Annotated in this window: 23 protein-coding genes; 15 read left to right on the top strand and 8 right to left on the bottom strand. The window is 43.9% G+C overall.

Annotated features, from left to right (window positions below):
• The first annotated feature begins 118 nt into the window (after positions 1-118).
• The 12 genes from ACE1CM_RS37310 (at position 119) to ACE1CM_RS37255 (ending at position 13,526) form a co-directional block, all read left to right on the top strand.
• Positions 119-2,386, top strand: a complete 2,268-nt coding sequence (locus tag ACE1CM_RS37310; RefSeq protein WP_374883992.1) for an anthranilate synthase — start codon at positions 119-121, stop codon at positions 2,384-2,386.
• Entirely contained in the window at positions 2,349-3,185 is an 837-nt protein-coding gene (trpC, locus tag ACE1CM_RS37305; RefSeq protein ID WP_374883991.1) for an indole-3-glycerol phosphate synthase TrpC, read from the top strand. The genes ACE1CM_RS37310 and trpC overlap by 38 nt, the downstream gene beginning before the upstream one ends.
• Positions 3,182-4,138: a zinc-dependent alcohol dehydrogenase family protein gene (locus ACE1CM_RS37300; RefSeq protein WP_374883990.1), complete on the top strand. Its 957-nt coding sequence runs from the start codon at positions 3,182-3,184 to the stop codon at positions 4,136-4,138. The genes trpC and ACE1CM_RS37300 overlap by 4 nt, the downstream gene beginning before the upstream one ends.
• A gap of 277 nt (positions 4,139-4,415) precedes the next feature.
• On the top strand, positions 4,416-5,243 hold the full coding sequence (trpA, locus tag ACE1CM_RS37295; RefSeq protein ID WP_374884094.1) for a tryptophan synthase subunit alpha: 828 nt from the start codon (positions 4,416-4,418) through the stop codon (positions 5,241-5,243).
• A 296-nt stretch (positions 5,244-5,539) separates the two neighbouring features.
• Positions 5,540-6,784, top strand: coding sequence for a tryptophan synthase subunit beta (trpB, locus tag ACE1CM_RS37290; RefSeq protein ID WP_374883989.1), 1,245 nt, complete (start codon positions 5,540-5,542; stop codon positions 6,782-6,784).
• A 67-nt stretch (positions 6,785-6,851) separates the two neighbouring features.
• On the top strand, positions 6,852-7,931 hold the full coding sequence (trpD, locus tag ACE1CM_RS37285; protein ID WP_374883988.1) for an anthranilate phosphoribosyltransferase: 1,080 nt from the start codon (positions 6,852-6,854) through the stop codon (positions 7,929-7,931).
• Between the two features lie 97 nt (positions 7,932-8,028).
• Positions 8,029-9,090, top strand: coding sequence for a 3-deoxy-7-phosphoheptulonate synthase (aroF, locus tag ACE1CM_RS37280; protein WP_374883987.1), 1,062 nt, complete (start codon positions 8,029-8,031; stop codon positions 9,088-9,090).
• 143 nt (positions 9,091-9,233) lie between these two features.
• Positions 9,234-9,872 carry a sugar transferase gene (locus ACE1CM_RS37275; RefSeq protein WP_374883986.1) on the top strand — a complete coding sequence of 213 codons (639 nt, stop codon included), beginning with the start codon at positions 9,234-9,236 and terminating at the stop codon, positions 9,870-9,872.
• 9 nt (positions 9,873-9,881) lie between these two features.
• The gene (locus ACE1CM_RS37270; protein ID WP_374883985.1) at positions 9,882-10,829 is read left to right on the top strand and encodes a glycosyltransferase family 2 protein; all 948 of its coding nucleotides are present in this window, start codon (positions 9,882-9,884) and stop codon (positions 10,827-10,829) included.
• 37 nt (positions 10,830-10,866) lie between these two features.
• Positions 10,867-12,300 carry an alkaline phosphatase family protein gene (locus ACE1CM_RS37265; RefSeq protein WP_374883984.1) on the top strand — a complete coding sequence of 478 codons (1,434 nt, stop codon included), beginning with the start codon at positions 10,867-10,869 and terminating at the stop codon, positions 12,298-12,300.
• Complete coding sequence (locus ACE1CM_RS37260; RefSeq protein ID WP_374883983.1) at positions 12,269-12,739, top strand: chemotaxis protein CheW; 471 nt, start codon at positions 12,269-12,271, stop codon at positions 12,737-12,739. Before ACE1CM_RS37265 ends, ACE1CM_RS37260 begins: the two co-directional genes overlap by 32 nt.
• Positions 12,740-12,791: 52 nt before the next feature.
• Entirely contained in the window at positions 12,792-13,526 is a 735-nt protein-coding gene (locus ACE1CM_RS37255) for an FkbM family methyltransferase (RefSeq protein ID WP_374883982.1), read from the top strand.
• Positions 13,527-13,559: 33 nt separating this feature from the next.
• On the opposite strand, the gene ACE1CM_RS37250 is transcribed toward ACE1CM_RS37255, so the two are convergent.
• From ACE1CM_RS37250 to ACE1CM_RS37225, 6 genes are all read right to left on the bottom strand, one after another.
• Positions 13,560-14,855 (bottom strand): glycosyltransferase family 4 protein, encoded by a 1,296-nt coding sequence (locus ACE1CM_RS37250; RefSeq protein ID WP_374883981.1) that lies wholly within the window; start codon positions 14,853-14,855, stop codon positions 13,560-13,562.
• Positions 14,856-14,989: 134 nt separating this feature from the next.
• A complete protein-coding gene (locus ACE1CM_RS37245; protein ID WP_374883980.1) occupies positions 14,990-15,913 on the bottom strand; it encodes a class I SAM-dependent methyltransferase in 924 nt (307 codons plus the stop codon).
• 167 nt (positions 15,914-16,080) lie between these two features.
• Positions 16,081-16,434, bottom strand: coding sequence for a DUF5615 family PIN-like protein (locus ACE1CM_RS37240; protein WP_374883979.1), 354 nt, complete (start codon positions 16,432-16,434; stop codon positions 16,081-16,083).
• On the bottom strand, positions 16,431-16,628 hold the full coding sequence (locus tag ACE1CM_RS37235) for a DUF433 domain-containing protein (protein ID WP_374883978.1): 198 nt from the start codon (positions 16,626-16,628) through the stop codon (positions 16,431-16,433). The genes ACE1CM_RS37240 and ACE1CM_RS37235 overlap by 4 nt, the downstream gene beginning before the upstream one ends.
• Before the next feature lie 40 nt (positions 16,629-16,668).
• Entirely contained in the window at positions 16,669-19,005 is a 2,337-nt protein-coding gene (locus ACE1CM_RS37230) for a protein kinase (protein ID WP_374883977.1), read from the bottom strand.
• A 42-nt stretch (positions 19,006-19,047) separates the two neighbouring features.
• Positions 19,048-19,317: a hypothetical protein gene (locus tag ACE1CM_RS37225; protein WP_374883976.1), complete on the bottom strand. Its 270-nt coding sequence runs from the start codon at positions 19,315-19,317 to the stop codon at positions 19,048-19,050.
• On the opposite strand from ACE1CM_RS37225, the gene ACE1CM_RS37220 reads away from it, so the two are divergent.
• A complete protein-coding gene (locus tag ACE1CM_RS37220; RefSeq protein ID WP_374883975.1) occupies positions 19,311-19,892 on the top strand; it encodes a thioredoxin family protein in 582 nt (193 codons plus the stop codon). The two genes, ACE1CM_RS37225 and ACE1CM_RS37220, sit on opposite strands and share 7 nt — an antisense overlap.
• 127 nt (positions 19,893-20,019) lie before the next feature.
• Positions 20,020-20,802 carry a hypothetical protein gene (locus ACE1CM_RS37215; protein ID WP_374883974.1) on the top strand — a complete coding sequence of 261 codons (783 nt, stop codon included), beginning with the start codon at positions 20,020-20,022 and terminating at the stop codon, positions 20,800-20,802.
• A 27-nt stretch (positions 20,803-20,829) separates the two neighbouring features.
• Here ACE1CM_RS37215 and ACE1CM_RS37210 read toward each other — a convergent pair whose 3' ends face one another.
• The gene (locus tag ACE1CM_RS37210; RefSeq protein ID WP_374883973.1) at positions 20,830-21,222 is read right to left on the bottom strand and encodes a hypothetical protein; all 393 of its coding nucleotides are present in this window, start codon (positions 21,220-21,222) and stop codon (positions 20,830-20,832) included.
• Between the two features lie 458 nt (positions 21,223-21,680).
• On the opposite strand from ACE1CM_RS37210, the gene ACE1CM_RS37205 reads away from it, so the two are divergent.
• Positions 21,681-23,108 (top strand): amino acid permease, encoded by a 1,428-nt coding sequence (locus ACE1CM_RS37205; protein ID WP_374883972.1) that lies wholly within the window; start codon positions 21,681-21,683, stop codon positions 23,106-23,108.
• A 176-nt stretch (positions 23,109-23,284) separates the two neighbouring features.
• Here ACE1CM_RS37205 and ACE1CM_RS37200 read toward each other — a convergent pair whose 3' ends face one another.
• Positions 23,285-24,280 (bottom strand): cyanophycin synthetase, encoded by a 996-nt coding sequence (locus ACE1CM_RS37200; protein WP_374883971.1) that lies wholly within the window; start codon positions 24,278-24,280, stop codon positions 23,285-23,287.
• Positions 24,281-24,290: the final 10 nt, after the last annotated feature.

Below are 24,290 nucleotides of genomic sequence, written 5' to 3'. Positions count from 1 at the left end.
AACGTCACCTTACCGATCCGCTTGATATTTTTCATCGGCTGGGTAATAAAAACTTAGTGCCGCTGACATCTCGCTTAGGTCAGATTTTTAAAGGTAAGCAGTTAGGAAGAATATTCCCATGATTTTTGAGTCCCACTCTTACATAACTTCTGGTGGTGTTCGGGTAACGCGCTCGATTGTAGAGATTTTGATGGACACTGCAATTGAAGATATTTTGTCATGCCTGAACTGGCAGCGCGGCGGGTTGCTGAAAAGCAGCTATGAATACCCAGGACGATACAAAAGATGGGCGATGGGGTTTGTTAATCCACCGCTGGAACTTTCGACGCGGGAGAATGCTTTTACCCTAACGGCACATAACGATCGCGGTAAGGTGCTTTTGCCTTATTTAGTCGAACGTTTAAGCGAGCAAGCTCAACTTCAAGACCTGAATGTGACCCAAAATGCGATCGCAGGCTATATCAAACCGACAGAGCGATCGTTTACAGAAGAAGAGCGCAGCAAGCAACCTTCTGTTTTTACGGTGATTCGTGATATTCTACATTCGTTTTACAGCATCGATGACGAACACTTAGGTTTGTACGGTGCTTTTGGCTACGACTTGGTATTTCAGTTTGAGTCAATACCTAAACAACGCGAACGCGCCGCCGATCAGCGAGATTTAGTATTGTATCTCCCCGATGAATTGGTGATAGTGGACTACTATCAACAACGAGCTTTTCGCTATCAATATGAATTTGAAACTGATTACGGTAGCACCAGCGGTTTAGACCGTGCGGGCGATTTCATTAATTACAAAGGCGAGAACTTATCCCCCACCCAGAAATCCGACCATACTCCAGGCGAGTATGCCAGCAAAGTTTTAACAGCACTAGAATACTTCAAGCGCGGCGATTTATTTGAAGTCGTTCCCAGTCAAAACTTTTTTGAAGCTTGCGAAGAAGCACCAGCGAAACTATTTCAAACGCTACAGCAAATTAACCACAGTCCCTACGGATTCATCTTTAATTTAGGTGGGGAATTTCTCATAGGCGCATCGCCAGAAATGTTTGTGCGCGTTGAAGGGAGGCGCGTAGAAACTTGCCCGATCAGCGGCACAATTGCGCGCGGACAAGATGCAATGGACGATGCGGATCGGATTCGTGAATTGCTCAATTCGCGCAAAGATGAATGCGAATTAACCATGTGTACCGATGTGGATCGCAACGATAAATCTCGGATCTGCGAACCCGGATCGGTACAAGTAATTGGGCGACGTCAAATAGAATTATACAGTCACTTAATTCATACAGTAGACCACGTTGAGGGCGTATTAAGACCGGAATTTGATGCTTTAGATGCATTTCTCAGCCATACTTGGGCAGTGACAGTAACAGGCGCACCAAAACGGGCGGCGATGCAGTTTATCGAACAGCACGAAAATAGTCCGCGGCGCTGGTATGGGGGCGCAGTAGGAAGGCTAACATTTAACGGCGATTTGAATACCGGATTAATTTTGCGGACGATACGATTAAAAGATGCGATCGCAGAAGTTAGAGTCGGCGCTACCGTGCTTTACGACTCAATTCCAGAAGCAGAAGAACGGGAAACTTTAACCAAAGCTGCCGCCCTGTTTGAAACCATTCACCGCGCCCAACAAGCAAGCTTCGCCACTTCTCCCATCGCGGTACATGAAAAGATCAAAGCTACCCCAGGACGCAACAAGCGCGTCTTATTAATTGACTATGAAGACTCGTTTGTTCATACCTTAGCTAACTATATTCGCCAGACAGGTGCGATTGTTACAACGCTGCGACACGGCTTTCCCGAATCCGTTTTCGATGAGGAAAGTCCCGACTTAGTTGTCTTATCTCCCGGTCCCGGCAGACCCAGCGATTTTCGCGTTCCAGAAACAGTGCGCGCCTGCATAAATCGCCAAATTCCTATTTTTGGAGTTTGCTTAGGTTTGCAAGGAACTGTAGAAGCATTTGGAGGTAAATTAGGCGTTCTGAGTTACCCGCAACACGGTAAATCATCGCGCGTTTTCGTCAAAGCTCCAGAGTCAGCGATGTTTGCAGGTTTACCGCCATCTTTTGAAGTTGGCAGATACCATTCATTATATGCCCTGCCCGAACATCTACCCGAAGAATTAAAAGTAACGGCAATTTCCCACGATGATGTAATTATGGGCATCGAGCATAAAACCCTGCCAATTGTTGCCGTTCAATTTCACCCCGAATCAATCATGACCTTAGCAGGAGAAGTGGGGTTGGCGATTATTAACAACGTCATCCGCACCTACGCCAAATCTGCTAATTTCCTGCCAGAAGATCGAAGCACTTTTGCATATATAAACTCAAACGGTGACTATGCTGTACTCTCGCCCAAAACCGCACCACATTCTTGAAGAAATTGTGCTGCATAAAGAAGAAGAAATCGCGGAAATGCAAACCTTATTGCCAGCTTCAGAACTGCAATTTCAAGTAGCCGATCCGCCTTTACCGCGCAACTTCTTAACCGCTTTGCAGCAAAGTCCAAGCAACCCTAGCATAATAGCAGAAGTCAAAAAAGCGTCGCCTAGTAAAGGGGTGATTCGAGCCGACTTTGACCCCGTTGCGATCGCGCAATCCTACGAGCGAGGTGGTGCTGCTTGTATCTCCGTCCTGACGGATCGAAAGTTCTTCCAAGGCAGTTTTCAAAATCTGCGGGCAATTCGTCAAAAAGTATCCGTTCCACTGCTGTGCAAAGAATTTATTATCGACCCTTACCAAATTTATTTAGCACGAGCAGCGGGCGCAGATGCGGTGTTACTAATTGCGGGTATCCTCTCCTATGGAGAACTGTTAGAATTTTCCCAAATTATCCGCGAATTGGGCATGACTGCATTAGTAGAAGTGCATACCTTGGATGAATTCGACCGAGTTTTGACCCTGCCCAACTTGCAATTAGTGGGAATTAATAACCGCAATCTGGTCAATTTCACGATGGATTTAAAAACCACCCAAAGACTGATGCAAGCGAGGCGATCGCAATGCCAAGACTTGGGGATTACAGTTGTCAGCGAATCTGGTTTGTATACACCTGCTGACCTAGCTTTGGTAGCAGAATGGGGCGCAAGGGCTGTTCTAATTGGCGAGTCCTTAGTCAAACAAACAAACCTAGAACAAGCTGTAACCAATTTATTAAATACCCAGGTCTTTGCATGAAAGCGATGGTCATTACAGCCTTCGGAGGCCCAGAAGTTTTTGCAGAACGCGAGGTCGATAAACCAATACCCGCTAAAAACGAAATTTTAGTCAAGGTTTATGCCACCTCAATTAACCCCGCCGATTGTGGGGTGCGTCAAGGAATATTTGGGCCAAGAGTCAAGTTGCCTGCTATTCTCGGCTATGACGTTTCCGGAGTTATTGAGGCCATCGGTGAAAGCGTAAAAGACTTTAAAGTAGGGGATGAAGTTTACTATGCCATACCCCTTTTGGAAGGCAACGGTGGCAACGCTGAATATCACGCAGCCCACGAATCAATTGTTGCTAAAAAACCAACAAACTTATCCCATCAAGAAGCAGCTAGCGTACCCGTAGCAGGCGGTACGGCTTGGGCTGCACTCATCGACCGAGCCAATATTAAAGTTGGCGAAACCGTGCTAATTCACGGGAGTGCAGGTGGGGTTGGTTCCTTCGCAATTCAAATAGCAAAAGCAGCAGGAACTTATGTTTATACAACCTGCGGCGGCTATGACATCGACCTAGTAAAATCCATCGGTGCAGACAGAGCAATTGACTACCGAAACGAAAACTTTGTTGACATCATTCTGAATGAAACAAATGGTGAAGGCGTTGACGTTTGTTTGACTACCGTTGGCGGTGAAATTTTAGCCAAAAGCTTGATGGTAGTGAAACAGAACGGTCAAGCCGTCACCGTAACCGGGATAGCAGGAGATTTGAATTTAGCCATTCGCAAAAATATCACGGTTCATTTTGTCCATTTAGACCGCACCCGCCCTAAACTTGATGCTTTGAGAATCCTCATAGAACGCGGTCAAATTAAACCAGTTATCGGCATGAGTTTTCCACTGAATCAAATTGCAGAAGCTCATAAAAAATTAGAGCAGGGCGGCGAAGGCGTGCGGGGCAAGATTGTTGTATTTTGTGGTAGCTAATCCTTTGGCTTGGTGTCAATATCTATATTATTGAACCGCCATAGACGCGGTAGCGAAGCGATTCGCGATAGCGAATTAGGACGCTAAGGAAGAAGAAAGAGAGAAGAGAAACTCTTTCTTCACCAAGAAGACCAAATCCGCTGCGATTACCCCTTTTATGGCTAACGACTAAAGTCGCGCCTACACAACCAAAGACCGCCTACGCGGTCTAAGCGATCGAGTGGGTATTAAACCCGGATTTGGTATTACCCATTACCCATTACCGATTACCAACAAGATGAATAGTATCTCTAAGTGCTTTGAATCTTTACGCGCTAAACGTCAGTGTGCCTTAATTCCTTTCATTACCGCTGGCGATCCTGACTTGTATACAACAGCAGAAGCTTTACGCATTTTAGACGCGAATGGTGCCGATATAATTGAATTGGGCGTTCCCTATTCAGATCCGCTTGCAGATGGCCCAGTAATTCAAGCAGCAGCAACAAAAGCTTTGCAACGAGGAACTAAATTAGAACAGGTTTTAGACCTGGTTCAAACCGTTAGCCCAAGCTTGAAAGCTCCTCTAATTTTATTCACTTATTACAACCCGATTTTGAACCAAGGCATCAAGCAATTTTTAGCCAGAATTGCCATTGCCGGAGTTAAGGGTTTAGTAGTACCTGACTTACCCGTAGAAGAAGCAGGAGAACTGTTAAAAAACGCTGCCGATTTGGGAATTGAAGTCATATTACTCGTAGCACCTACCAGTTCAAAAGAACGCATTCAAGCGATCGCTCACCTATCCTCTGGCTTTATCTACCTAGTCAGCGTCACCGGAGTAACCGGAATGCGATCGCAACTTCAAACAAGAGTAAAAGACATCCTGCAAGAAATGCGACAAATCACCAACAAACCCATTGGCGTCGGTTTTGGCATCTCTCAACCCCAACACGCGCGTCAAGTAAAAGACTGGGGTGCAGATGCAGTCATTGTCGGCAGTGCCTTCGTCAAACAATTATCACAAAATACCCCCCAACAAGGACTACAAGAAATAGAGAAACTTTGCCGCGAATTAAAAAATGCGATCGCACCCCAACAACTACTCTCACCCCTACTCACCTCTTAAAACTTATACCCTTTTCCCATCAATAGGAAACACCTCGCCGGGGCGGGTTTAATTAAATTGTTTGTTTCTATCAAAGATTATTGGTAAAACCCGCCCCTACGATATCTACATATTGATGCGTAGCGCCTTCCCACCAGAAGATTATCTTCTTCCTCTCTCTTCCTTCGCGTTCTTCGCGTCTTCGCGGTTCATTCTAGACAAATTCTCCCCGCGAGAAGAGAGTAACTAAACCTCTTTCTTCTCTTCCTCTGCGTCCTCTGCGTCTCTGCGGTTCAAAAAAAAGGAGATCTTCACCCGTGGTCAACCAAAAACAATTATTCACCCTATCCTCATCCAGCATCCCAGTCCGACCAGACAACTTAGGACGATTTGGAAAATTCGGCGGTAAATACGTTCCCGAAACATTAATGCCCGCATTAACCGAACTAGAAACCGCCTTTTACCAATATCGCAACAACCCAATATTCCAACATGAATTGCAAAACTTAATGCGAGATTATGTAGGAAGACCCAGCCCTTTATACTTCGCCGAACGCTTAACAGAACGCTATGCCAAACCCGACGGTACCGGGCCACAAATTTACCTCAAACGCGAAGACTTAAACCATACAGGCGCGCATAAAATCAACAACGCCTTAGCCCAAGTCCTACTAGCAAAACGCATGGGCAAACAGCGAATTATTGCCGAAACCGGAGCCGGACAACACGGCGTAGCGACAGCTACAGTATGCGCTCGATTTGGTTTGGAATGCGTAATTTATATGGGCGTCCACGACATGGAAAGACAAGCGCTCAATGTATTTCGGATGAAATTAATGGGAGCAAAAGTTTGTCCCGTAGAAGCAGGAACCGGAACGTTAAAAGATGCCACTTCCGAAGCAATTCGTGACTGGGTAACGAATGTAGAAACCACTCACTATATTCTAGGTTCGGTTGCGGGGCCGCATCCTTATCCGATGATGGTACGCGATTTTCACGCGGTAATTGGACAAGAAACTCGCGCGCAATGTCAGGAAAAATGGGGCGGTTTACCAGATATTTTGCTCGCTTGTGTGGGTGGTGGTTCTAATGCAATCGGACTGTTTCACGAGTTTGTTGATGAACCATCTGTGCTATTAATTGGAATTGAAGCAGCTGGAGAAGGAATTGACTCGGAAAAGCACGCAGCAACGCTAACGCGGGGACGAATTGGCGTGTTGCACGGTGCGATGAGTTACTTATTGCAAGATGAGGATGGTCAGGTAATCGAAGCGCATTCAATTAGCGCTGGATTAGATTATCCTGGTGTTGGCCCTGAGCATAGTTATTTAAAAGAAACCGAGCGTGCCGAATATTACAGCGTAACCGATCGGCAAGCTTTAGCAGCATTTCAACTGCTTTCGAGGTTAGAAGGGATAATTCCGGCACTCGAAACTGCTCATGCGATCGCATACCTAGAAACCCTTTCTCCCCAACTCACAAACAGTCCCCGAATTGTCATCAATTGTTCCGGACGCGGTGACAAAGACGTGCAAACCGTTGCCAAATTTTTGAGTTATTAGTCATTGCTAATGGCTAATTGCTAATTGCTAATTGTTGTTTGTTTTTACCCATTACTCATTACCCAGGATGATAGCTTTAACTCAAGCTGTTAATGGCCTAAAGTTAGCAGAAGATTCCGCAAATTGGCCCGATTTATTGCAACAACTGCTCGATAAGCAATCGCTTTCAGTCGCTCAATCTGCCGAGTTGATGCAAGGTTGGCTAAACGAAGCAATTCCCCCGGTTTTATCCGGCGCAATTTTAGCAGCAATTCAAGCTAAAGGAGTGTCCGCAGACGAATTAATCGGTATGGTGCAAGTATTGCGATCGCAATCTTTAATTCCATCACCAATTACCAATTCCCCATTCCCAATTCCCCTAATTGACACTTGCGGAACTGGCGGCGATTGCGCTTCAACCTTTAATATTTCCACAGCAGTTGCGTTTGTAGCCGCAGCAGCAGGAGTAAAAGTTGCGAAACACGGCAATCGTTCGGCATCTGGTAAAGCTGGATCGGCAGATGTGTTAGAAGCAGTGGGAATTAATCTTAATGCCAACCCGGAAAAGATTCAAGCAGCGGTTGATGAAGTTGGCATTACATTTCTATTTGCACCCGGTTGGCATCCAGCGTTTAAAGTGGTAGCATCTTTGCGAAAAACTCTCAAAATTCGCACCATTTTTAACATTTTAGGGCCGCTGCTCAATCCCATGCAACCAACAGGGCAAATAATCGGTGTATGCGACCCCAATCTAATCCAACCAATCGCTCAATCTTTATGTCAATTGGGTACAAGAAAAGGGATTGTATTGCACGGACGCGAGAAGTTAGACGAGGCGGGATTAGCCGATTTAACCGATTTGGCTGTCGTGGAAAATCGACAGGTTCGCTTGATGGCAATTAATCCCGAAGAACTCGGTTTGAAGGCTGCACCCACGGGGGAATTGCGGGGTGGAGATGTGGGGGAAAATGCCGCAATTCTCAAAGCAGTTTTACAAGGAAAAGGCACGCGATCGCAGCAAGATGTAGTGGCTTTAAACGCAGCTTTAGCATTGTACGTCGGCGAAGCGATTGCAGAATTGACTCAAGGGGTTTCAATTGCTAAAGACATCCTGCAAAGCGGAGTAGCTTGGAACAAATTGGCACAATTAGCGCAATTTATTAATTAGTTAATTGCTAATTGCTAATAGGTCATTGAACTGCCAATTAGCAATTAGCAATTAGCAATTAGCAATTACCCATTCACAACACGCGAGGAACGTAACCATGATTGTAGTGATTAAGAACAGCACGCCGGAACAGGAAATTAATCGCATTCGGCAAGAGTTACACGAGAATTGGCAAGTTATAACAGAAAAAAGCGTTGGACGGCATAAAATTGTCATTGGTTTGATTGGCGAGACTGCGACTCTCGATCCGTTGCAAATTCAAAATATTAGCCCTTGGATCGAGCAAGTATTAAGAGTAGAACAACCTTTCAAACGAGTTAGTCGCGAATTTCGTCACGGACAACCGAGCGAAGTTGCTGTCTCTACACCATCTGGAACTGTATACTTTGGCGAAGAACATCCATTAGTAGTAATTGCTGGCCCTTGCTCGGTGGAAAATGAAGAAATGATTGTAGAAACAGCGCGGCGAGTTAAAGCAGCAGGCGCAAAATTTCTCCGCGGTGGTGCTTATAAACCTCGCACATCTCCTTATGCGTTTCAAGGATATGGGGAAAGTGCTTTAGGGTTGTTAGAAGCAGCGAGAAAAGCGACGGGATTGGGCATTATTACAGAAGTAATGGACACGGCGGATCTGAGTAAAGTAGCCGAGGTTGCTGATATAATCCAAATCGGCGCTCGCAATATGCAAAACTTCCCTTTACTTAAAAAAGTTGGCGCGCAAGATAAGCCAATTTTTTTGAAGCGGGGAATGTCTGCAACGATTGAAGAATGGTTGATGGCGGCTGAGTATATTTTGGATGCTGGTAACCAAAATGTGATTCTTTGCGAGCGGGGAATTCGTAGTTTTGACCAGCGCTATACTCGCAATACTTTAGATTTATCAGTTGTGCCGGTTTTGCGAAATTTGACTCACTTACCAATTGCAATTGACCCCAGTCACGGCACGGGTAAAGCAGAGTATGTTCCTGCAATGGCATTTGCAGCGATCGCAGCTGGTGCAGATTCTCTCATGATCGAGGTTCATCCCAATCCGGCAAAAGCTTTATCAGATGGTCCTCAATCTTTAACTCCAGAACGATTTGACCGTCTCATGCACGAAATGGCTGTTATTGGTAAACTCAGAAATCGTTGGTCTCAACCAGAAGCTGTGCTTGTCTAATTTTGTCATCAGTTATTAGTGTTGCGGTGCGTTACGCCCTTCGCTAACGCACCCTACATTTAGATCTTTTGCGTAATTTCTGTAGTTATTTGTTTTGTCTAATGACCAATTACCAATTACCTATTACCTATTACCCATTACCTATGACCACTTTATCTATCAGGGTTGGCTCTGCTCATCCTTCAGTTAATTCAGTTTCTAAGCGTCTACTCGATATTGCAGGCAGTTTAGTCGGATTAACGATCCTGGGAGTTGTTTTCCTACCGATAGCAATTGTTATTTATTTAGATAATCCCGGCCCTATCTTGTACGCGCAAAAACGTTGCGGACTTTATGGACGCCCGTTTAAAATTCGCAAATTTCGCACAATGATAGTCAACGCCGAACAGTTACAATCCCTGGTACAAAATGAAGCAAACGGGCCGATTTTCAAGAATCGTAATGACCCCCGCGTCACGCGGGTGGGGCGTTTTTTACGCCGCACCAGTTTGGATGAACTGCCGCAATTTTGGAATGTACTGATGGGAGAAATGAGTTTAGTAGGAACTCGCCCACCCACTTTAGATGAAGTCGAACAATATAGCAACCATCATTGGCGACGCTTAGATGTTAAACCCGGAATAACTGGAGAATGGCAAGTTAGAGGTCGTTCTACGGTGAAAGATTTTGAAAAAGTAGTCGAGTTAGACTTGCGCTATCAGCGTCGGTGGAGTTTTTGGTACGACTTGGCAATTATTTGTCAAACTATATACGTGGTGATTCGAGAAGTTGGTGCTTGTTAAACGATTATCATGATCTCAATTTACATTTTGACCCACAACGAAGAACTAGATATTGCCTATACAATTGAATCGGCAATGCTATCGGATGATGTCATTGTAGTCGATTCATACAGTAGCGATCGCACTGTCGAAATCGCCCGTCGCTACCCCGTGCGAATTGTACAGCACAAGTTTGAAAGTCACGGACAGCAACGCACTTGGATGTTACAAAATGTCCCCACTAAATACTCATGGTTTTACATTTTAGAAGCCGACGAACGGATGACACAAGAGCTATTTGCTGAATGCCTCGAAGCCATCAAAACATCCAAATACGTTGGTTATTACGTTGCCGAACAAGTCTTATTTATGGGGACTTGGATTCGCCACAGCACCCAATATCCCCGTTACCAAATGCGGCTATTTTGTAAAGACAAAGTTTGGTTTACCGATTACGGTCACGCCGAACGAGAAGTTTGTTTGGGGCCTACCGGATTTCTCAAAGAAACTTATCCCCATTATACCTGTAGCAAAGGGTTTAGTCGCTGGATTGAAAAGCACAACCGCTACTCAACCGATGAAGCAATTGAAACCCTCAGTCAGTTAGAATCGGGAACAATTAATTGGCGAGACTTGTTTTTTGGTCGTTCGGAATTAGAAAGACGCCGCGCCCTCAAAAATCTGTCGCTGCGCGTTCCTTTTAGACCGTTAGTTCGCTTCTTTTATATGTATTTTTTCCTCAAAGGTTGTTTGGATGGTTCGGCTGGTTTTACTTGGTGTACTTTGCAGGCGTTTTACGAATATCTCATCGTCCTCAAGGTAAAAGAACTGAAACAAAAATACCGTGGGAAGACTACCAATCCAACCCCAAACAGAAAGACCTCTCCCCCAACCCCTCTCCTGCAAGGAGAGGGGAGAAAGACTCCCCCCTTCCCTTGCAGGGAAGGGGGGCAAGGGGGGTTAGGTCAGTATTTCTGATGCCAAAACTGAAATTAAATTAATCGGGTTTTAAACCATGAAAAATAGCGCGCTTAAATCCGACTGGCATAAAACAGTTGTTCTCAATGTTGTAGGACTAACACCCAGCCTTTTAGGGGAACATATGCCATTTTTATCCCGTTGGGCGTCTCAAGGTAAAGTTAGTTCAATTAAGCCGGTTTTACCTGCCGTAACTTGTTCTGTGCAAGCAACTTACTTGACGGGAGAATGGCCCAATCGACATGGAATTGTCGGCAATGGTTGGTATTTCCAAGACGAATGTGAAGTGAAGTTTTGGCGACAGTCTAATAAACTCGTTCAGGCTCCTAAAATTTGGGAAACTGCCAAATTAATCAATCCAAACTTTACCTGTGCTAACCTTTTTTGGTGGTACAATATGTATTCAACTGCGGATATTTCGGTGACGCCAAGACCGATGTATCCTGCCGACGGTCGCAAAATTCCCGATATTTATACTCAACCCGCCAACTTGCGATCGCAACTACAAAACCGTTTGGGTACTTTTCCTTTATTCGAGTTTTGGGGGCCAAAAACTTCCATCCGTTCAAGTGCCTGGATTGCTCAATCTGCAAAAATTGTCGAAGAACTGCATAACCCAACTTTGACGTTAATTTATATCCCCCATTTAGATTACTGCTTGCAGCGCGTCGGGACAGATCAAAAAGCAAATGCAACCGATCTAAAACAAGTCGATGAAATTTGCCAAGACTTAATTCAATTTTATTGCGCTCGCGGCGCGCAAGTCATAGTCCTTTCTGAATATGGCATCACACCCGTTAGTCGCCCAGTTTCATTAAACCGAGTATTGCGAGAATATGGATATCTAACCGTGCGAGAAGAATTAGGGCGAGAATTACTCGATGCAGGAGCAAGTATTGCTTTCGCCGTCGCCGACCATCAAATTGCTCACATTTACGTCAACGACAAAGACAAAATTTCCCTCGTGCGCCAACTGCTGGAAAACGTACCCGGTGTAGAATTAGTCCTCGGTGAAAAAGAGAAAGCAGCATACCATTTAAATCATGCTCGTGCTGGGGATTTAATAGCAGTTGCCGCATCAGATGCTTGGTTTACCTATTATTACTGGCTGGACGACAAAAAAGCACCCGACTTTGCTCGCACTGTAGATATTCATCGCAAACCAGGTTACGATCCAGCCGAGTTGTTTATCGATCCGGCTATTCGATTTCCTGCATTAAAAGTCGCTAGTTTATTACTTAAAAAACAGTTTGGATTTCGCACCTTGCTAGATATTATTCCTTTAGATGCTTCCTTAGTAAAAGGGTCGCACGGTCGGATTCCCAGTTCTCCAGATGTTAGTCCCCTACTCATTACTCATCAAACCAATTTGCTGCCAAGTTCCACTTTACAAGCAACTGATATTCGCGATATGATTTTATCCCACCTATGTTCCTACCATGCAGTTCCTCAGCTTCTCCCTAATAGATGAAAATCAATTCATGCTACCTGGGTCAAACTTGGCTGAAGTGCTAAGTTTAGACCCCAGTCAGATCGCCCCCATTCCCGATATGCACCCCAGTGTCATGGGGGTTTGTAACTGGCGAGGGCAGGTTTTATGGGTAGTATATTTAGCTCATATACTAGGGTTCGGTGGTTTATTTTCCCAAGGTTTGTCTTATCCAAAACATAGCATTATAGTCATTCGCAGTCAGGGTAAATTTTTAGGTCTAGCAGTTCATCAAATGGGATCTTCTCTCCGTTATGAAGCGTTGGAACTTCAGCCACCACCAACCATTCTAAACCCACAGATGCAGGTGCTAAGTTTGTGTTTAAAAGGCCAAATTGCCAGTCCTCAAGCTAAAAAAATGCCGGTTTTGGATGCAGATGCCATCGTCAATTTTTTAGCACAGCGAGCGCAACATTACTAGAAACCTGGTATGATGTAGAAATCGGGTTTATATCTATCCCCAGATAGATGCAATGTTCCAACGCAAAAGATTAAAACAAACCTTAAAACGCTGGCGTCGCCGCTTGTTTGAATTTTGGGGAAGCGATCGCTACTCCAAACCCGCTAAATCTAACCTGGAAAAACAGTTAGAAAAATATCTCCCCACTCAGGGATTTTTTATTGAAGTCGGCGCTAATGATGGCTTTTCCGAAAGCAATACTTATTACCTAGAACGCTTGAGAAATTGGACGGGAATTTTAATCGAACCCATTCCCGAACTTTATCGAGAATGCCTCCTAGAACGTCCCAATTCCAAGGTGTTTAACTGCGCTTTAGTATCTGCCGATTATCCACAAACTCACGTTAAAATGAGTTACGGACATCTGATGTCTTTAGTTAAAGGTTCTTTTCAATATCCCTATGTAGAAGCAGGGCATTTAACAAAGGCACAAGAGTTTTTTGGCGTTACTCCCTACGAAGTTGAAGTGCCTGCTAGAACCCTGACCTCTATTTTAGATGAATTAAAGGTAACGGAAATCGACTTTTTCTCTTTAGATGTAGAAGGTTACGAACTCAATGTTTTAAAAGGTTTAGACTTTAACAAGTACAAACCAAAATATTTATTGCTCGAGTTCTTAAATGACAAACTTAGAGAAGAGATAGAAGCTTATATACAAAATTATTATGTTTTTGTTAAGCAATTAGGCAAGTACGATTATCTCTATAAATCAAGAAACCCGGTTTGTTTAATCAACCGGGTTTCTTAACAAAATATTTGACTATACCAGGCTATCTATTTTCTATTCAAAGCTATTTCTCTCAATGTTTTCATGATAGATTTCTACAATTCTTCTTGCCTTTTTTTCCCACGTGAATTCTTTGGCTCTTTCGATAGCTTTTGCTGACATGCTTTCCCGCAACTGTTCATTTTCCAGCATGATTTCTATTTTATTCGTTAATTCCTGTGTCAGATATTCTCTCGAAAGCGGCTCTATTTTAAAACCTGTTTCTTCGGTCACGTATTCACTCAGTCCCCCATTATTTGCAACGATACATGGGAGTCCGTAAGCCATAGCTTCCAATGCGACTGCTCCACCGGATTCTCTCACAGAAGGGAAGCAAAAAATATCGGCTTGGTTATAATAATTAATGGTTTCTGCTTGACGCACCCACCCAATAAATTTCACAATATTGCCCAGATCGAGATCCTGCACTCTTTTTTCCAGTTTACTTCTTTCGGGGCCGTCACCTACTATTGTCAGGATGACTTTACTTTTAATGGCTGGTTTCAACCTACTCACGGCTTCAATCAAAATCTCAGTACATTTGAAAGCTACTAATCTGCCCACAAATAGCAAATTAAAATTACCATTTTTTGCTGTGATTTTCTTCCCTTCATTCACAAAAATTTCCGAAATCCCATTTTCGGCTAATAGCTCAAATTTATCCGCTGGAATTTGCAGGATATTTTTTAACTTATTTAAAGTAAATGTTGAACCAACTAAAATTTTGGTTGCTTGCTGATAAGTCTCTTTATAACCAGGCGTGACTAATCTAACAAAATCTATCAAAAAGCTGATATCTAAATATTTTTTGATGGCTACTTCTTCAAACCATTCCGGGAAGGGAACGCCTCCATTTACTGGTCCCAGGATAAAAGGAGTATGCTTACAGGCTTTGAATATTTTAATGGGATACCTGGTATGCACGGGGGTTATTACGTGTACTATATCGTAATCTCCTGCCTCGATTTGCCCTCTAAACTTGTCGTATACCTGGCGAATAAACTCTGCAAATATCGGGTAATTTATAGCAACATACAGAGGCCGCCTTAGTGTTTCTTTTGGGATTTTTGATGAAATGCTTGCTATCAGCTGGAAATATTTTTTATTCCAATTAGATTCTGATATATAAATAATCTTTTCACGATCTTTTGTTTTTTCCAAAGCTTCTCTATTTCTTTCATGAGTAACGAGTGTTGCATCAACCAATTGCCTAATTGCTTTAAAAAAGTTATAACCTATTAACGGCGTAGATGCCCATTCTGGATTGCATTGATCTACAATTAGCAATACTTTTAGACGTTTGCTACTCATTTTTCAGCCCTCCTTAATCTAAGAACCTTACCTTTGCATCAACAAGTGGTCTGGCTATCGCACATAATTAAACTGCCGTCTATTTTTCCAAAGCGATCGCTCATTCCCTTTCCCATTTTTAAACTTCTGACTTGCTAATCTTTTTTCAAATAAAAGCGCTGCATATCCCGCAGGTTTATTTCTAGCCTAACTTTATTTAAATGCAGCTTTTTGGATATCGATTCCAGCGATCGCTTCACAATCTGACTCTTGCTGATCACCCCCAAATTATAGAATAACCTATTTACTGTAAGCGAGCGCCCAACATAATCGACTTTTTCCACTGTAAACCCTGCCTTACTTGCCATTGTTTTTAGCGTGTCGGTGGTAAAAAAGTAGATATGTCCCTCGCAACTTAAACTTCTTTCCCTTTTTCCCAACAATTTGAACATCAACGTATCGTAACGCGGCGTTTCTAAAACGAAGGTTCCACCGGGTTTCAAGATGCGATACACTCCTTGCAGCGTCTCCAAAGGATTGGGTACGTGTTCGATTACGTGCATCATTAAAACCGTGTCTGCTGACTCATCGGGAAGTCCAGCTTTTTCTAAAATTGTTGGGATAGTTTTTAAACCCAATTCTCTTTCGGCATATTTGCACATACCTACATTGGGTTCAACTCCCAGCACATCCCACCCATCTTGTTTAAAAAAGTTTAATAAATAACCCAAACCGCTGCCAATCTCTACTAAGAGACCTTTTTGAGGATAATGTTGGCTGAGATAAGCTTTTGTTGTTTCGTAATCTCTAACCTGGAGTTCTTCTTTTTCTGTCCTCTGGAGCAATATCTTCCGGAGGTTAGAGAAGACAAAGTCTGGATCGTACTGTTCTATTATTAAGCAATCTGGATCCTGCGCTCTGGGGTTAGCATACATCAAACCGCAGCAGTTACATTTGACTATTTGATTAATTTGGGCAACCCCAGACTCAAACAAAACTGTATAATCATCGCTGCCGCAAAGATTGCACTTAACATATCTGCTAGGCGTCTCTTCGGGCTGTGCTAAATTGCTCGTCATATCCAATCCCCAGTTTTTATTGGTTTTATGGGAAAACGGTCTCAGCTAGGCACTGTGCTTCAGCGGCTTTTAAATGATGAAATTATATCTGGCTTATTTTAAAAAATCTCAAATTTAAAGAAAATTTAATAATATGGGAAAAAGCAAGTTTCTACTTCTGGGAGTCGTCAACACCCTTGATTAATTTTCCAGAGGTTGTATTGGCAGTCGGCGCAACCGATATAATCTTGACTGCATTCTGCTAAAACTTGAAGCAGTCTTGCCGAAACAAAATTCGTTGTTGTATTCTGCACTCGAAAAATAATTACGCTAGGCAAGGCATCGCCGCTAGCAGCTAATAACTCTCCAAAGTCCAAATCGAAGGTTAAAACAATTCGCCCCTCAAGTCTTGCTTTCTCTAAAATCAGAGAATCTTCTAGACGTTCCCATCCTTCTTCGATTAGGTGAACTGCCTCGTATCCATTCTGACGCAGGACTTCAACTGTTTGGGGAGAAACACCCATATAAGCTTGAAATTTCATGCTTGAATTGAGGCAAAGGGGCGAACTTCGTCGTTAGCTAAAAAAGCAGCGTACTGCAAACTAGCTTTAATATCTTCTGGTTCTAAGTAGGGATAAGCTTTTAAAATTTCCTCCACAGTCATGCCATTTGCAACTAAACTGACCACTAGAGAAACGGTGATTCGCATTCCTCGAATACAAGCTCGTCCTCCCATAATTATGTCCGAGAGCGAGAGCGAGTTCCCTTTCCCATTTTTATTGCTTCGGCGCAGGTTCAGTGGTGCCAGGTGTAGGCGAGGAAGAGTCCGGTGGTACATCTTTAGTTGGTGTTTCATCAGTTGCTGGTGTTTCGTCAGTTGGTGGTGAGGTAGGTGGTGCAGTTGGAGATGGGGTAGTTGGTTCAGTTGGTGGTGAGGTAGGTGGTTCAGTTGGTGGTGAGATAGGTGATTCGTCAACGCTAGGCGAGGGAATTGGTTCAGGTTTTGGCGGGGAAGGTGGTTGAGGTTTTGGAGGAGGTGCGGGATTTTCTGCCGTAAGATTGAGTCGATAATTAATTGGTTTAGATGCTTTAGAAACAATGACAAATTCATAAAAACCTTTTTGGGACAAATCTCCCGACCAAGAGCGTTTAGTAGAATCTTCTAAAAGCGCTTTTTGATTGCTAGTAGGGGGATAGACGGAAAATAAAGCAGTGCGGTCAGCATCTAAATTTACCCGCATTTGTTGACCGGCTGCAAGACCGGCGATGTAAGCAATGCCTTTTCCAGGTTCAAGGGTACCGCTGACTTGTTTTCCAGTTGCACCTCGGTCGAATACAATTCGTTTGAGGGCGGTTTGGGATTTGATCGCGTTAACTTTATCGTCGGCGATCGCACTCCAAACTTGACCGATCGGTTTAGCGAGGAAATCTTTCCCTTGCTGTTCTGGAAACCGATAAAAGAATTCCCCATCAACTATATCGTTGAGGGCGCGACTGGAGAGGTACAACTCGTTTACATCTGTTTTAAAGCGATCGCGGTCTGCTTGTCCGTAAGATCCCAAACGCTGACGCGCCGAGTCACTCAAAAATCTTAGTTTATCGAGTAATAAAGACGCGATCGCATCCCATCTTTCCCGCAAAGCTTCGTCCTTTGGTTCATCGCTGAGGGTGCGTCCGCGTAAATTCGGATTTCTGTCCCAAAATGCTTCATTTACCAACGAAACATAAAAGTTATAATCAATCCCCAGCTGACGGCGGATCTCGCGCAACCGTTCTTTGCGTGCTTGTTCTGCAGGCGAAAACTGCGGATCTGGTGCGGGTTCTGGATCTGGGGTTTTAGTAGGAACTGGTTTTACAGTAGGTTGGGGGCGAGATGCTATATTGCGAACGAGGCCATTTACAACCCAACCAATACCGGCAACACCAACAACTGCGATCGCGATAACAAAGATATTAGTTAATAGCAAAGATGACCAACCCCTCCCCGAATTGTTCGAGGGAGTAACAGACGGCGTTTGAATCACGGGGGGATGATTTGGTATCGATTTGTGTCCCGCTGCTACAGGTAGCGTCACACCAGTTGGTTGTTGTTGAGGCGGCGGCGTGGGGGGTAAAGCAGGTTGGGTGGGAGGTAAAGCAGCGACGGGAGGGATAGTTCCGCCTAATGCTTGCATGACTTCGCGAACGGATGGAAAGCGATCGCCCGGTCGATAACTCAGCATTTTATCCAATACGGCACTTAAATTCGGACTCAGGTTAATTTCCCGCCGCCAATTCCAACTCATCGAATTTTGGTCGATCAACTGCTGGGGTTCTTTCCCCGTCAGCAACACCAACGCCGTTGCAGCTAAAGCATATAAGTCGCTGTGGGGAGAAACCAACCCCATTTGCATTTGCTCGTTTGGCGCATAGCCAACTTTACCCAACCTCGTGGCAAAAGAGGGAACATTGTCGGGTGCAGCTTGAGTAAACTGAGATTCTGCCTCGGCGGCGACTTGCTTGACGCCACCAAAGTCGATCAATATCGGCATCGAGTCAGAATTCCGCAAAATTAGATTATCCGGCGAGATATCCCGGTGAATCACACCCATCGAGTGGATGTAATCCAAAACTGGCAGAATTTGCACCAGTAGCTGTTGTACCTCTCCTTCATTAAACCGCTGTGCTTGCCGTTTCCGCGTCTCTAACAACCCTCGATAAGTTTGCCCATCTACATAGTCTTGTACCAGGAATAAATGCCCTTCTTCTTGGAGCTTAAAGCGGAATAATTCGCGAAAACGGGGAATTTGCGGGTGTTGCAGCTTATAGAGCGTACCTGCCTCGCGCTCAAACAATTGTTCGGCTTTTTGCAGCGCGTAGGTACCCCGAACTTGGGGAGCAAATTCCTTTAATACGCAGGGTTCAGAAAATCGGTTAATATCTTCAGCTAGATAGGTGCGTCCAAAACCACCTTGCCCCAGCAGGCGCACGATGCGATAGCGATCGCCCAACAGCATCCCCGGATAAATCCCCTTGCCAGCAGGTTGGTGTTGACTCAACTTCTCACCGCACCATTGACAATAGAGATTATCGGGAGCGTTTTCGTGTCCTTTGCTGCAATAAACGCGCGTCATCGGCTTTGGCTCAATCAAACAGAAGGTATAGCCGATCTTAGATTAGCCCAAGCTGATATTAATCGGTTGGCTATCCTTGCCAGTTTTGCAACTGGAGGTGAGGGGGAAGAAGACGTGGAGACGGGGAGACGTGGAGACGCGGAGAGAGGAAGAGAAGAAAGTAGAAGTAATTACTTCCCCATCTTCATCATCTTCATCACCTTCCCCACCTTCCCCATCTTCCCCACCTTCATCATTATTCCCCGCGTCGCCGCGTCGCCGCGTCGCCGCGTCCTCTTCCCCGTCGATTAAAAGGAAAAATCCCAATGGCATTAACTGCTTCTACTATGTTGGAATTGAATACTAAAGCACCCGAATTCCAGCTACCCGATGTTGTTTCGGGCAAAACTATTTCCTTAGATACCTTTGCTGGTAAAAAAGCATTGCTGGTAATGTTCATCTGCCGCCATTGTCCGTTTGTGAAACACATCCAAACCGACCTCGCACAATTGGGGAAAGACTACAAAGAAAAAAACATCGGCATCGTCGCCATTAGCGCCAATAACGTCGAGCAATATCCAGAAGATGCACCAGAGAAACTCAAACAAATGGCAGAAGAATTAGGGTTTACCTTTCCCTTCTGCTACGACGAAACCCAAGAAACTGCTAAAGCTTACACCGCCGCTTGTACTCCCGATTTCTTCCTATTTAATGCCTCACGCAAGTTAGTCTATCGCGGGCAATTAGATGACAGTCGTCCCAGTAACGGCATACCCGTGACTGGTAAACACTTGCGCTTGGCAATAGAGACAATTTTAGTCGATAAACCGATTACCCAAGAACAGAAACCCAGCATTGGCTGCAATATTAAATGGAAACCCGGTAACGAACCAAGCTATTCTCGCTAGGGAATTGTAGATTTAAGATTTTAGATTTCAGATTGAACAATTAATCTGAAATTTTAAGTTTTTACTTCCCTAGCTCCTAGTCCCTAGCTCCTAGCTCCTAGCTTTTATGAAACCCGCACAAATTCTGATGGTTATAATGATTGTACTTGGGGCGGTGACTGGCTCAACCCTGGCAACAGTTGCTTATCTCAACCGCAGACAATCTGGAGTCATCAATCCAAATCCATTAGAGTTATTCAAGCGTGTAAGTGGAACGCAAAAGTATAGCTTGGAACAACCAATAACGCTGCAAAAGAACCAAAAAAATCGGGAATTTACCCAGTTTCGCCAGCGTTTTTTAGAGTCGGTAAAACGCCGCGACGCTAATTTTATTCGCGCCATTTCCACTCCCCAAACTCAATGGAGTCGCAGCGGTATAATTGATATAGAAACTTATAAAATTGACGATTCTCAATCTAATTTATGGCAAGCAATGGAAAAAGCCGTTGGTGCAGGTTGTACCATAGAACGCAACGCCAACGTCGCTGAAAAAGACGCAGATTCCGATGTTTGGGTATGTCCAGATATGGCGCTTAACCCCATCAGTAACGCCGCAGGACAAGCGCAAGTGGGAATTTTAGGAGAAAACGTCAACGTACGATCGCAACCCAATACCCGCAGCGATATCCTCGTCGTCCTTTCCAAAGAACTGGTACAATTTGATACCGATAACTTTACGAATTTACCCGTAAGACAGCAAGAGTCAATCAACGACATAGAAGGTTGGACGCCGGTGATTCTCAACGATGGCAAGCGGGGTTGGGTGCAAAACAGGTTTGTATATTATGAAAACAGAGATTACCGAGTCAGTTTTGTGCGCTCGCGCGGACAGTGGCGGTTGCGTTATTTCTGGCGAGGTGGGGGTAATTAAAGATACCAGATTCAACGCGATCGCATTCTATTCCTCCCCTTCAACTCGACTGAAAAGACGCTGCACCACCTCTAGAGTTTGGTAAGCTAATTTGGGGTCAATTTTCAATTTTTCTTGCTTAAACATCATGCGATCGCGCAAATCAATCGCCGTCACCAATATTTCGTAATCTTCCTGGTTATAGAAATTATAAGCGAAGAAAGTTTGAGCTAAAGTTTTCGGATTTTGAGTCTCAAAATCAATCCCATGTTGTTCTGCTAGCATTCGCATCACCGCAAGAGCAATAAATACAGCCGAACAGATAGCAGCCTCAAACGCCTGCATTTCAATAATTTCTAACAATCTTGCCAAATAAACCCGAATATCGTATAAATCTCGACGCGGGTAATCATATAGTTCAGGTATTTGATCGAGATTCACTGCTTTTTCACCCCGTAGTTAGATCGAGATAGGCGCGATCGCAAGCTACGAACAGCACATACAGATTGTATGACGCATATGCGATCGCGCGGACAGTGGCGGCTGCGCTATTTCTGGCGCGGTAGGGGTAATTAAAGATACTAAGCTATCGCTCTCTCTACTCCCTCTCTGCGCCCTCTGCGTCTACCCTACGGGAAGCCGCTGCGCGTCTATGGCGGTTCAAATCTTCTTACTCGCCTCAATTATAGACAGCGATATGCCTCGCTTCGCTGTGCGTGAAGCGTACCGAGATTAGCGGCACCCGTTCCCCGCAGGGGTTCCCGAAGGGTAGGGTAGCTATCGCTCCAAGAAACGCACTACAAATTTTACTTGTGGTGAACAAATTTTATTTTAACTTGAATTTATATATAAATATGTGCTAAATTTTACCCGAATACCTGCATTAAGATTTTGACAAAATGACGACAGGATTGTTCAGCAAAAAATCAGTAGACGAATTATTGCAAGCAAACGATTTAGACAGCGATAAAGAACTGGATAAATCTCTTGGGTTAGTCGCGCTCATCGCTCTTGGTATTGGTGGTATAATTGGTGCCGGTATTTTTGTCCTCAGCGGACAAGCAGCGGCGAACTATGCAGGGCCGTCTATTACTATATCATTTATTTTAGCGGCGATCGGCTGCGGTTTGTGCGGACTTTGTTATGCCGAATTTGCCTCGTTGATACCGATCGCTGGCAGTGCCTACACTTATGCTTATGCTACTTTGGGAGAATTGGTAGCTTGGATAATCGGTTGGGATTTAATTTTAGAATATATCTTTTGCGGTGCTACTGTTGCCGTTGGTTGGTCGGGATATATGGTTAGTTTATTACAAGATGTAGGAATTGTCATTCCTGCGGAATTAGCCAATCCGCCGTTTAACTTACCAGCAATGTTTATTATTGCTTTGATGACGATATTGCAAGTTATCGGTTTGCGGCGATCGATGGCAGTTAATAATATTATCGTAGTCGTAAAAACCCTAGTAATTTTACTATTTATATTTGGCGGATTGGGTTACATAAACCAACAAAACTGGCTGCCGTTTATTCCCGAAAATGCTGGAAAATTTGGCATTTATGGGTGGAGTGGAGTTTTGCGGGGTGCGGGAGTAGTGTTCTTTACTTACATCGGTTTCGATGCCATTTCTTGTGCGGCGCAAGAAGCACGCAACCCCCAGCGAGATATGCCGATTGCGATTATGGGTTCTTTACTAATTGCCACCATACTTTATATTGCCGTCGTGTTAGTTTTGACAGGAATTGTACCTTATACAGAATTAAATGTTCCCGACCCAATTGCGGTAGGAGTAAATGCAGTGGGAGAAGGATTGCGCTGGCTGAAACCGATAATTAAAATCGGTGCGATCGCGGGAATGAGTTCGGTAATAGTAGTATTTATTCTAGGGCAATCCAGAGTATTTTATGCAATGGCAAAAGATGGATTGCTTCCCCCTCAATTTGCTGCCATTCATCCTCAATTCCGCACACCTTATATTTCCACCATTGTATCGGGAGTTGTCGCCATGTTGCTAGGAGGATTATTGCCGATATCAATATTAGGAGAATTAGTTTCAATCGGCACTTTACTGGCATTTTTAATAGTTTGCATTGCCGTTGTAGTATTGCGTCGCACCAGACCAGATTTACCCAGACCTTTCAAAACACCGCTAGTGCCATTAGTGCCAATTTTAGGTGCATTAATATCTGGCTTGCAAATGGTTTCACTCCCTGGGGATACATGGTTGCGATTGATAATTTGGTTGGCAGTTGGTTTGCTGATCTACTTCACTTATGGTCGCCAACATAGTACGCTACAACAAAAAAGACTACAGCAAACTGATTAACTTTACAGGGCTTACGCACGACAAGTTTTGCCAATCTACACCGACACCCTGAAGGGTGCGGCTATAAAAACAAAGCCCGCCTTCGCGGGCTAAAAGTTTTAAAGCCTGCTACGCCTTGCTTTGTCTGTGTAGCGACACCATGCGCGGGTGTCGGCTACTAGAGGCAGTTGATGATATTAGTTCCCCATTTCAATCGCTTTGAGAATTTTCAGATACAATTCTTCTACAACTTTCATTTGTTGTTCCCCAATCGAAGCGTAGTGTTCTAAACCAGGAGCGCCATTGATTTCAAGAATGATATAATCCTGCATAGGCTGCGTGATGTCACTGGTAATAATATCCACACCGCCTAACCTCAAACCCATATCTTTGGTGACGCTTATTGCTAGCTTTTGAAAATCCGGATGCATTTCTTTTGTTACATCTATTGCTTCACCTCCGGTTGATAAATTAGCATTATCTAATAGTTTTATTCTGGTATTTTCCGGAATGACGCTATTAAGGGTTAGTCCCTGTCTTTGCAATTTAGCTGCTATTCTAAAATCATCCAAATCTATAGTAATATCTCTGTTCTCTTGTAAAAATATTGTCTGTTTTTGAGCGAGAATCTCAAGAATACTAGATTTGCCATCCCCGATTACCGATAGTGGCATTCTCTGATAGGCGGAGACGATATCGCCATCTAAAACCACAACTCTGTAGTCGTTACCAGGGTAAAATTTTTGAATCAGTAGTACTGAAGTCTTTAAAAATATTTGTTGTGCTGTTTGATAATATTCCTCTTTGTTATAAACTTTAGCGACCATAATTCCTTTACTTAGATCGTTGGGTTTTACAATTGCAGGAAAGCCAAGATTTTTGGCGAAATCGTAACCGTCATCAATATTTCTCTTTTTAATCAGCTTGCTGCACAGTTTATCGCTGAAAAATGTTTGTTCTTCAGGCACCTTGTATCCCAATTCTTTAAGAAAGAAACTAGCGTAACCTTTATCTTGTACGATGGCTACCGAAGCATGATTGTTAATCTCGAATCTGGTGTTACGAAAAAAGGTTCGCTTGCCATTTTTAAAAGTAATATGTCCCACAAAACCATATTCTGGTTCAATTAAAACCGTAGCTCCTATCTGAGGAGTTAACTTTTTAATTACTTCTGTTACAAATGGTAATTTCACGCTTGACCTC

It is taken from the genome of Microseira sp. BLCC-F43 (assembly GCF_041929235.1).
Taxonomy (GTDB): domain Bacteria; phylum Cyanobacteriota; class Cyanobacteriia; order Cyanobacteriales; family Aerosakkonemataceae; genus Microseira.
This window is presented reverse-complemented; position numbering and strand designations above follow the sequence as displayed.

Coding starts and splice junctions, on each gene's coding strand:
- ACE1CM_RS37310 (WP_374883992.1), top strand. CDS start 119: ATGATTTTTGAGTCCCACTCTTACATAACTTCTGGTGGTGTTCGGGTA.
- trpC (WP_374883991.1), top strand. CDS start 2,349: ATGCTGTACTCTCGCCCAAAACCGCACCACATTCTTGAAGAAATTGTG.
- ACE1CM_RS37300 (WP_374883990.1), top strand. CDS start 3,182: ATGAAAGCGATGGTCATTACAGCCTTCGGAGGCCCAGAAGTTTTTGCA.
- trpA (WP_374884094.1), top strand. CDS start 4,416: ATGAATAGTATCTCTAAGTGCTTTGAATCTTTACGCGCTAAACGTCAG.
- trpD (WP_374883988.1), top strand. CDS start 6,852: ATGATAGCTTTAACTCAAGCTGTTAATGGCCTAAAGTTAGCAGAAGAT.
- aroF (WP_374883987.1), top strand. CDS start 8,029: ATGATTGTAGTGATTAAGAACAGCACGCCGGAACAGGAAATTAATCGC.
- ACE1CM_RS37275 (WP_374883986.1), top strand. CDS start 9,234: ATGACCACTTTATCTATCAGGGTTGGCTCTGCTCATCCTTCAGTTAAT.
- ACE1CM_RS37270 (WP_374883985.1), top strand. CDS start 9,882: ATGATCTCAATTTACATTTTGACCCACAACGAAGAACTAGATATTGCC.
- ACE1CM_RS37265 (WP_374883984.1), top strand. CDS start 10,867: ATGAAAAATAGCGCGCTTAAATCCGACTGGCATAAAACAGTTGTTCTC.
- ACE1CM_RS37260 (WP_374883983.1), top strand. CDS start 12,269: ATGCAGTTCCTCAGCTTCTCCCTAATAGATGAAAATCAATTCATGCTA.
- ACE1CM_RS37255 (WP_374883982.1), top strand. CDS start 12,792: ATGTTCCAACGCAAAAGATTAAAACAAACCTTAAAACGCTGGCGTCGC.
- ACE1CM_RS37250 (WP_374883981.1), bottom strand. CDS start 14,855: ATGAGTAGCAAACGTCTAAAAGTATTGCTAATTGTAGATCAATGCAAT.
- ACE1CM_RS37245 (WP_374883980.1), bottom strand. CDS start 15,913: ATGACGAGCAATTTAGCACAGCCCGAAGAGACGCCTAGCAGATATGTT.
- ACE1CM_RS37240 (WP_374883979.1), bottom strand. CDS start 16,434: ATGAAATTTCAAGCTTATATGGGTGTTTCTCCCCAAACAGTTGAAGTC.
- ACE1CM_RS37235 (WP_374883978.1), bottom strand. CDS start 16,628: ATGGGAGGACGAGCTTGTATTCGAGGAATGCGAATCACCGTTTCTCTA.
- ACE1CM_RS37230 (WP_374883977.1), bottom strand. CDS start 19,005: ATGACGCGCGTTTATTGCAGCAAAGGACACGAAAACGCTCCCGATAAT.
- ACE1CM_RS37220 (WP_374883975.1), top strand. CDS start 19,311: ATGGCATTAACTGCTTCTACTATGTTGGAATTGAATACTAAAGCACCC.
- ACE1CM_RS37225 (WP_374883976.1), bottom strand. CDS start 19,317: ATGCCATTGGGATTTTTCCTTTTAATCGACGGGGAAGAGGACGCGGCG.
- ACE1CM_RS37215 (WP_374883974.1), top strand. CDS start 20,020: ATGGTTATAATGATTGTACTTGGGGCGGTGACTGGCTCAACCCTGGCA.
- ACE1CM_RS37205 (WP_374883972.1), top strand. CDS start 21,681: ATGACGACAGGATTGTTCAGCAAAAAATCAGTAGACGAATTATTGCAA.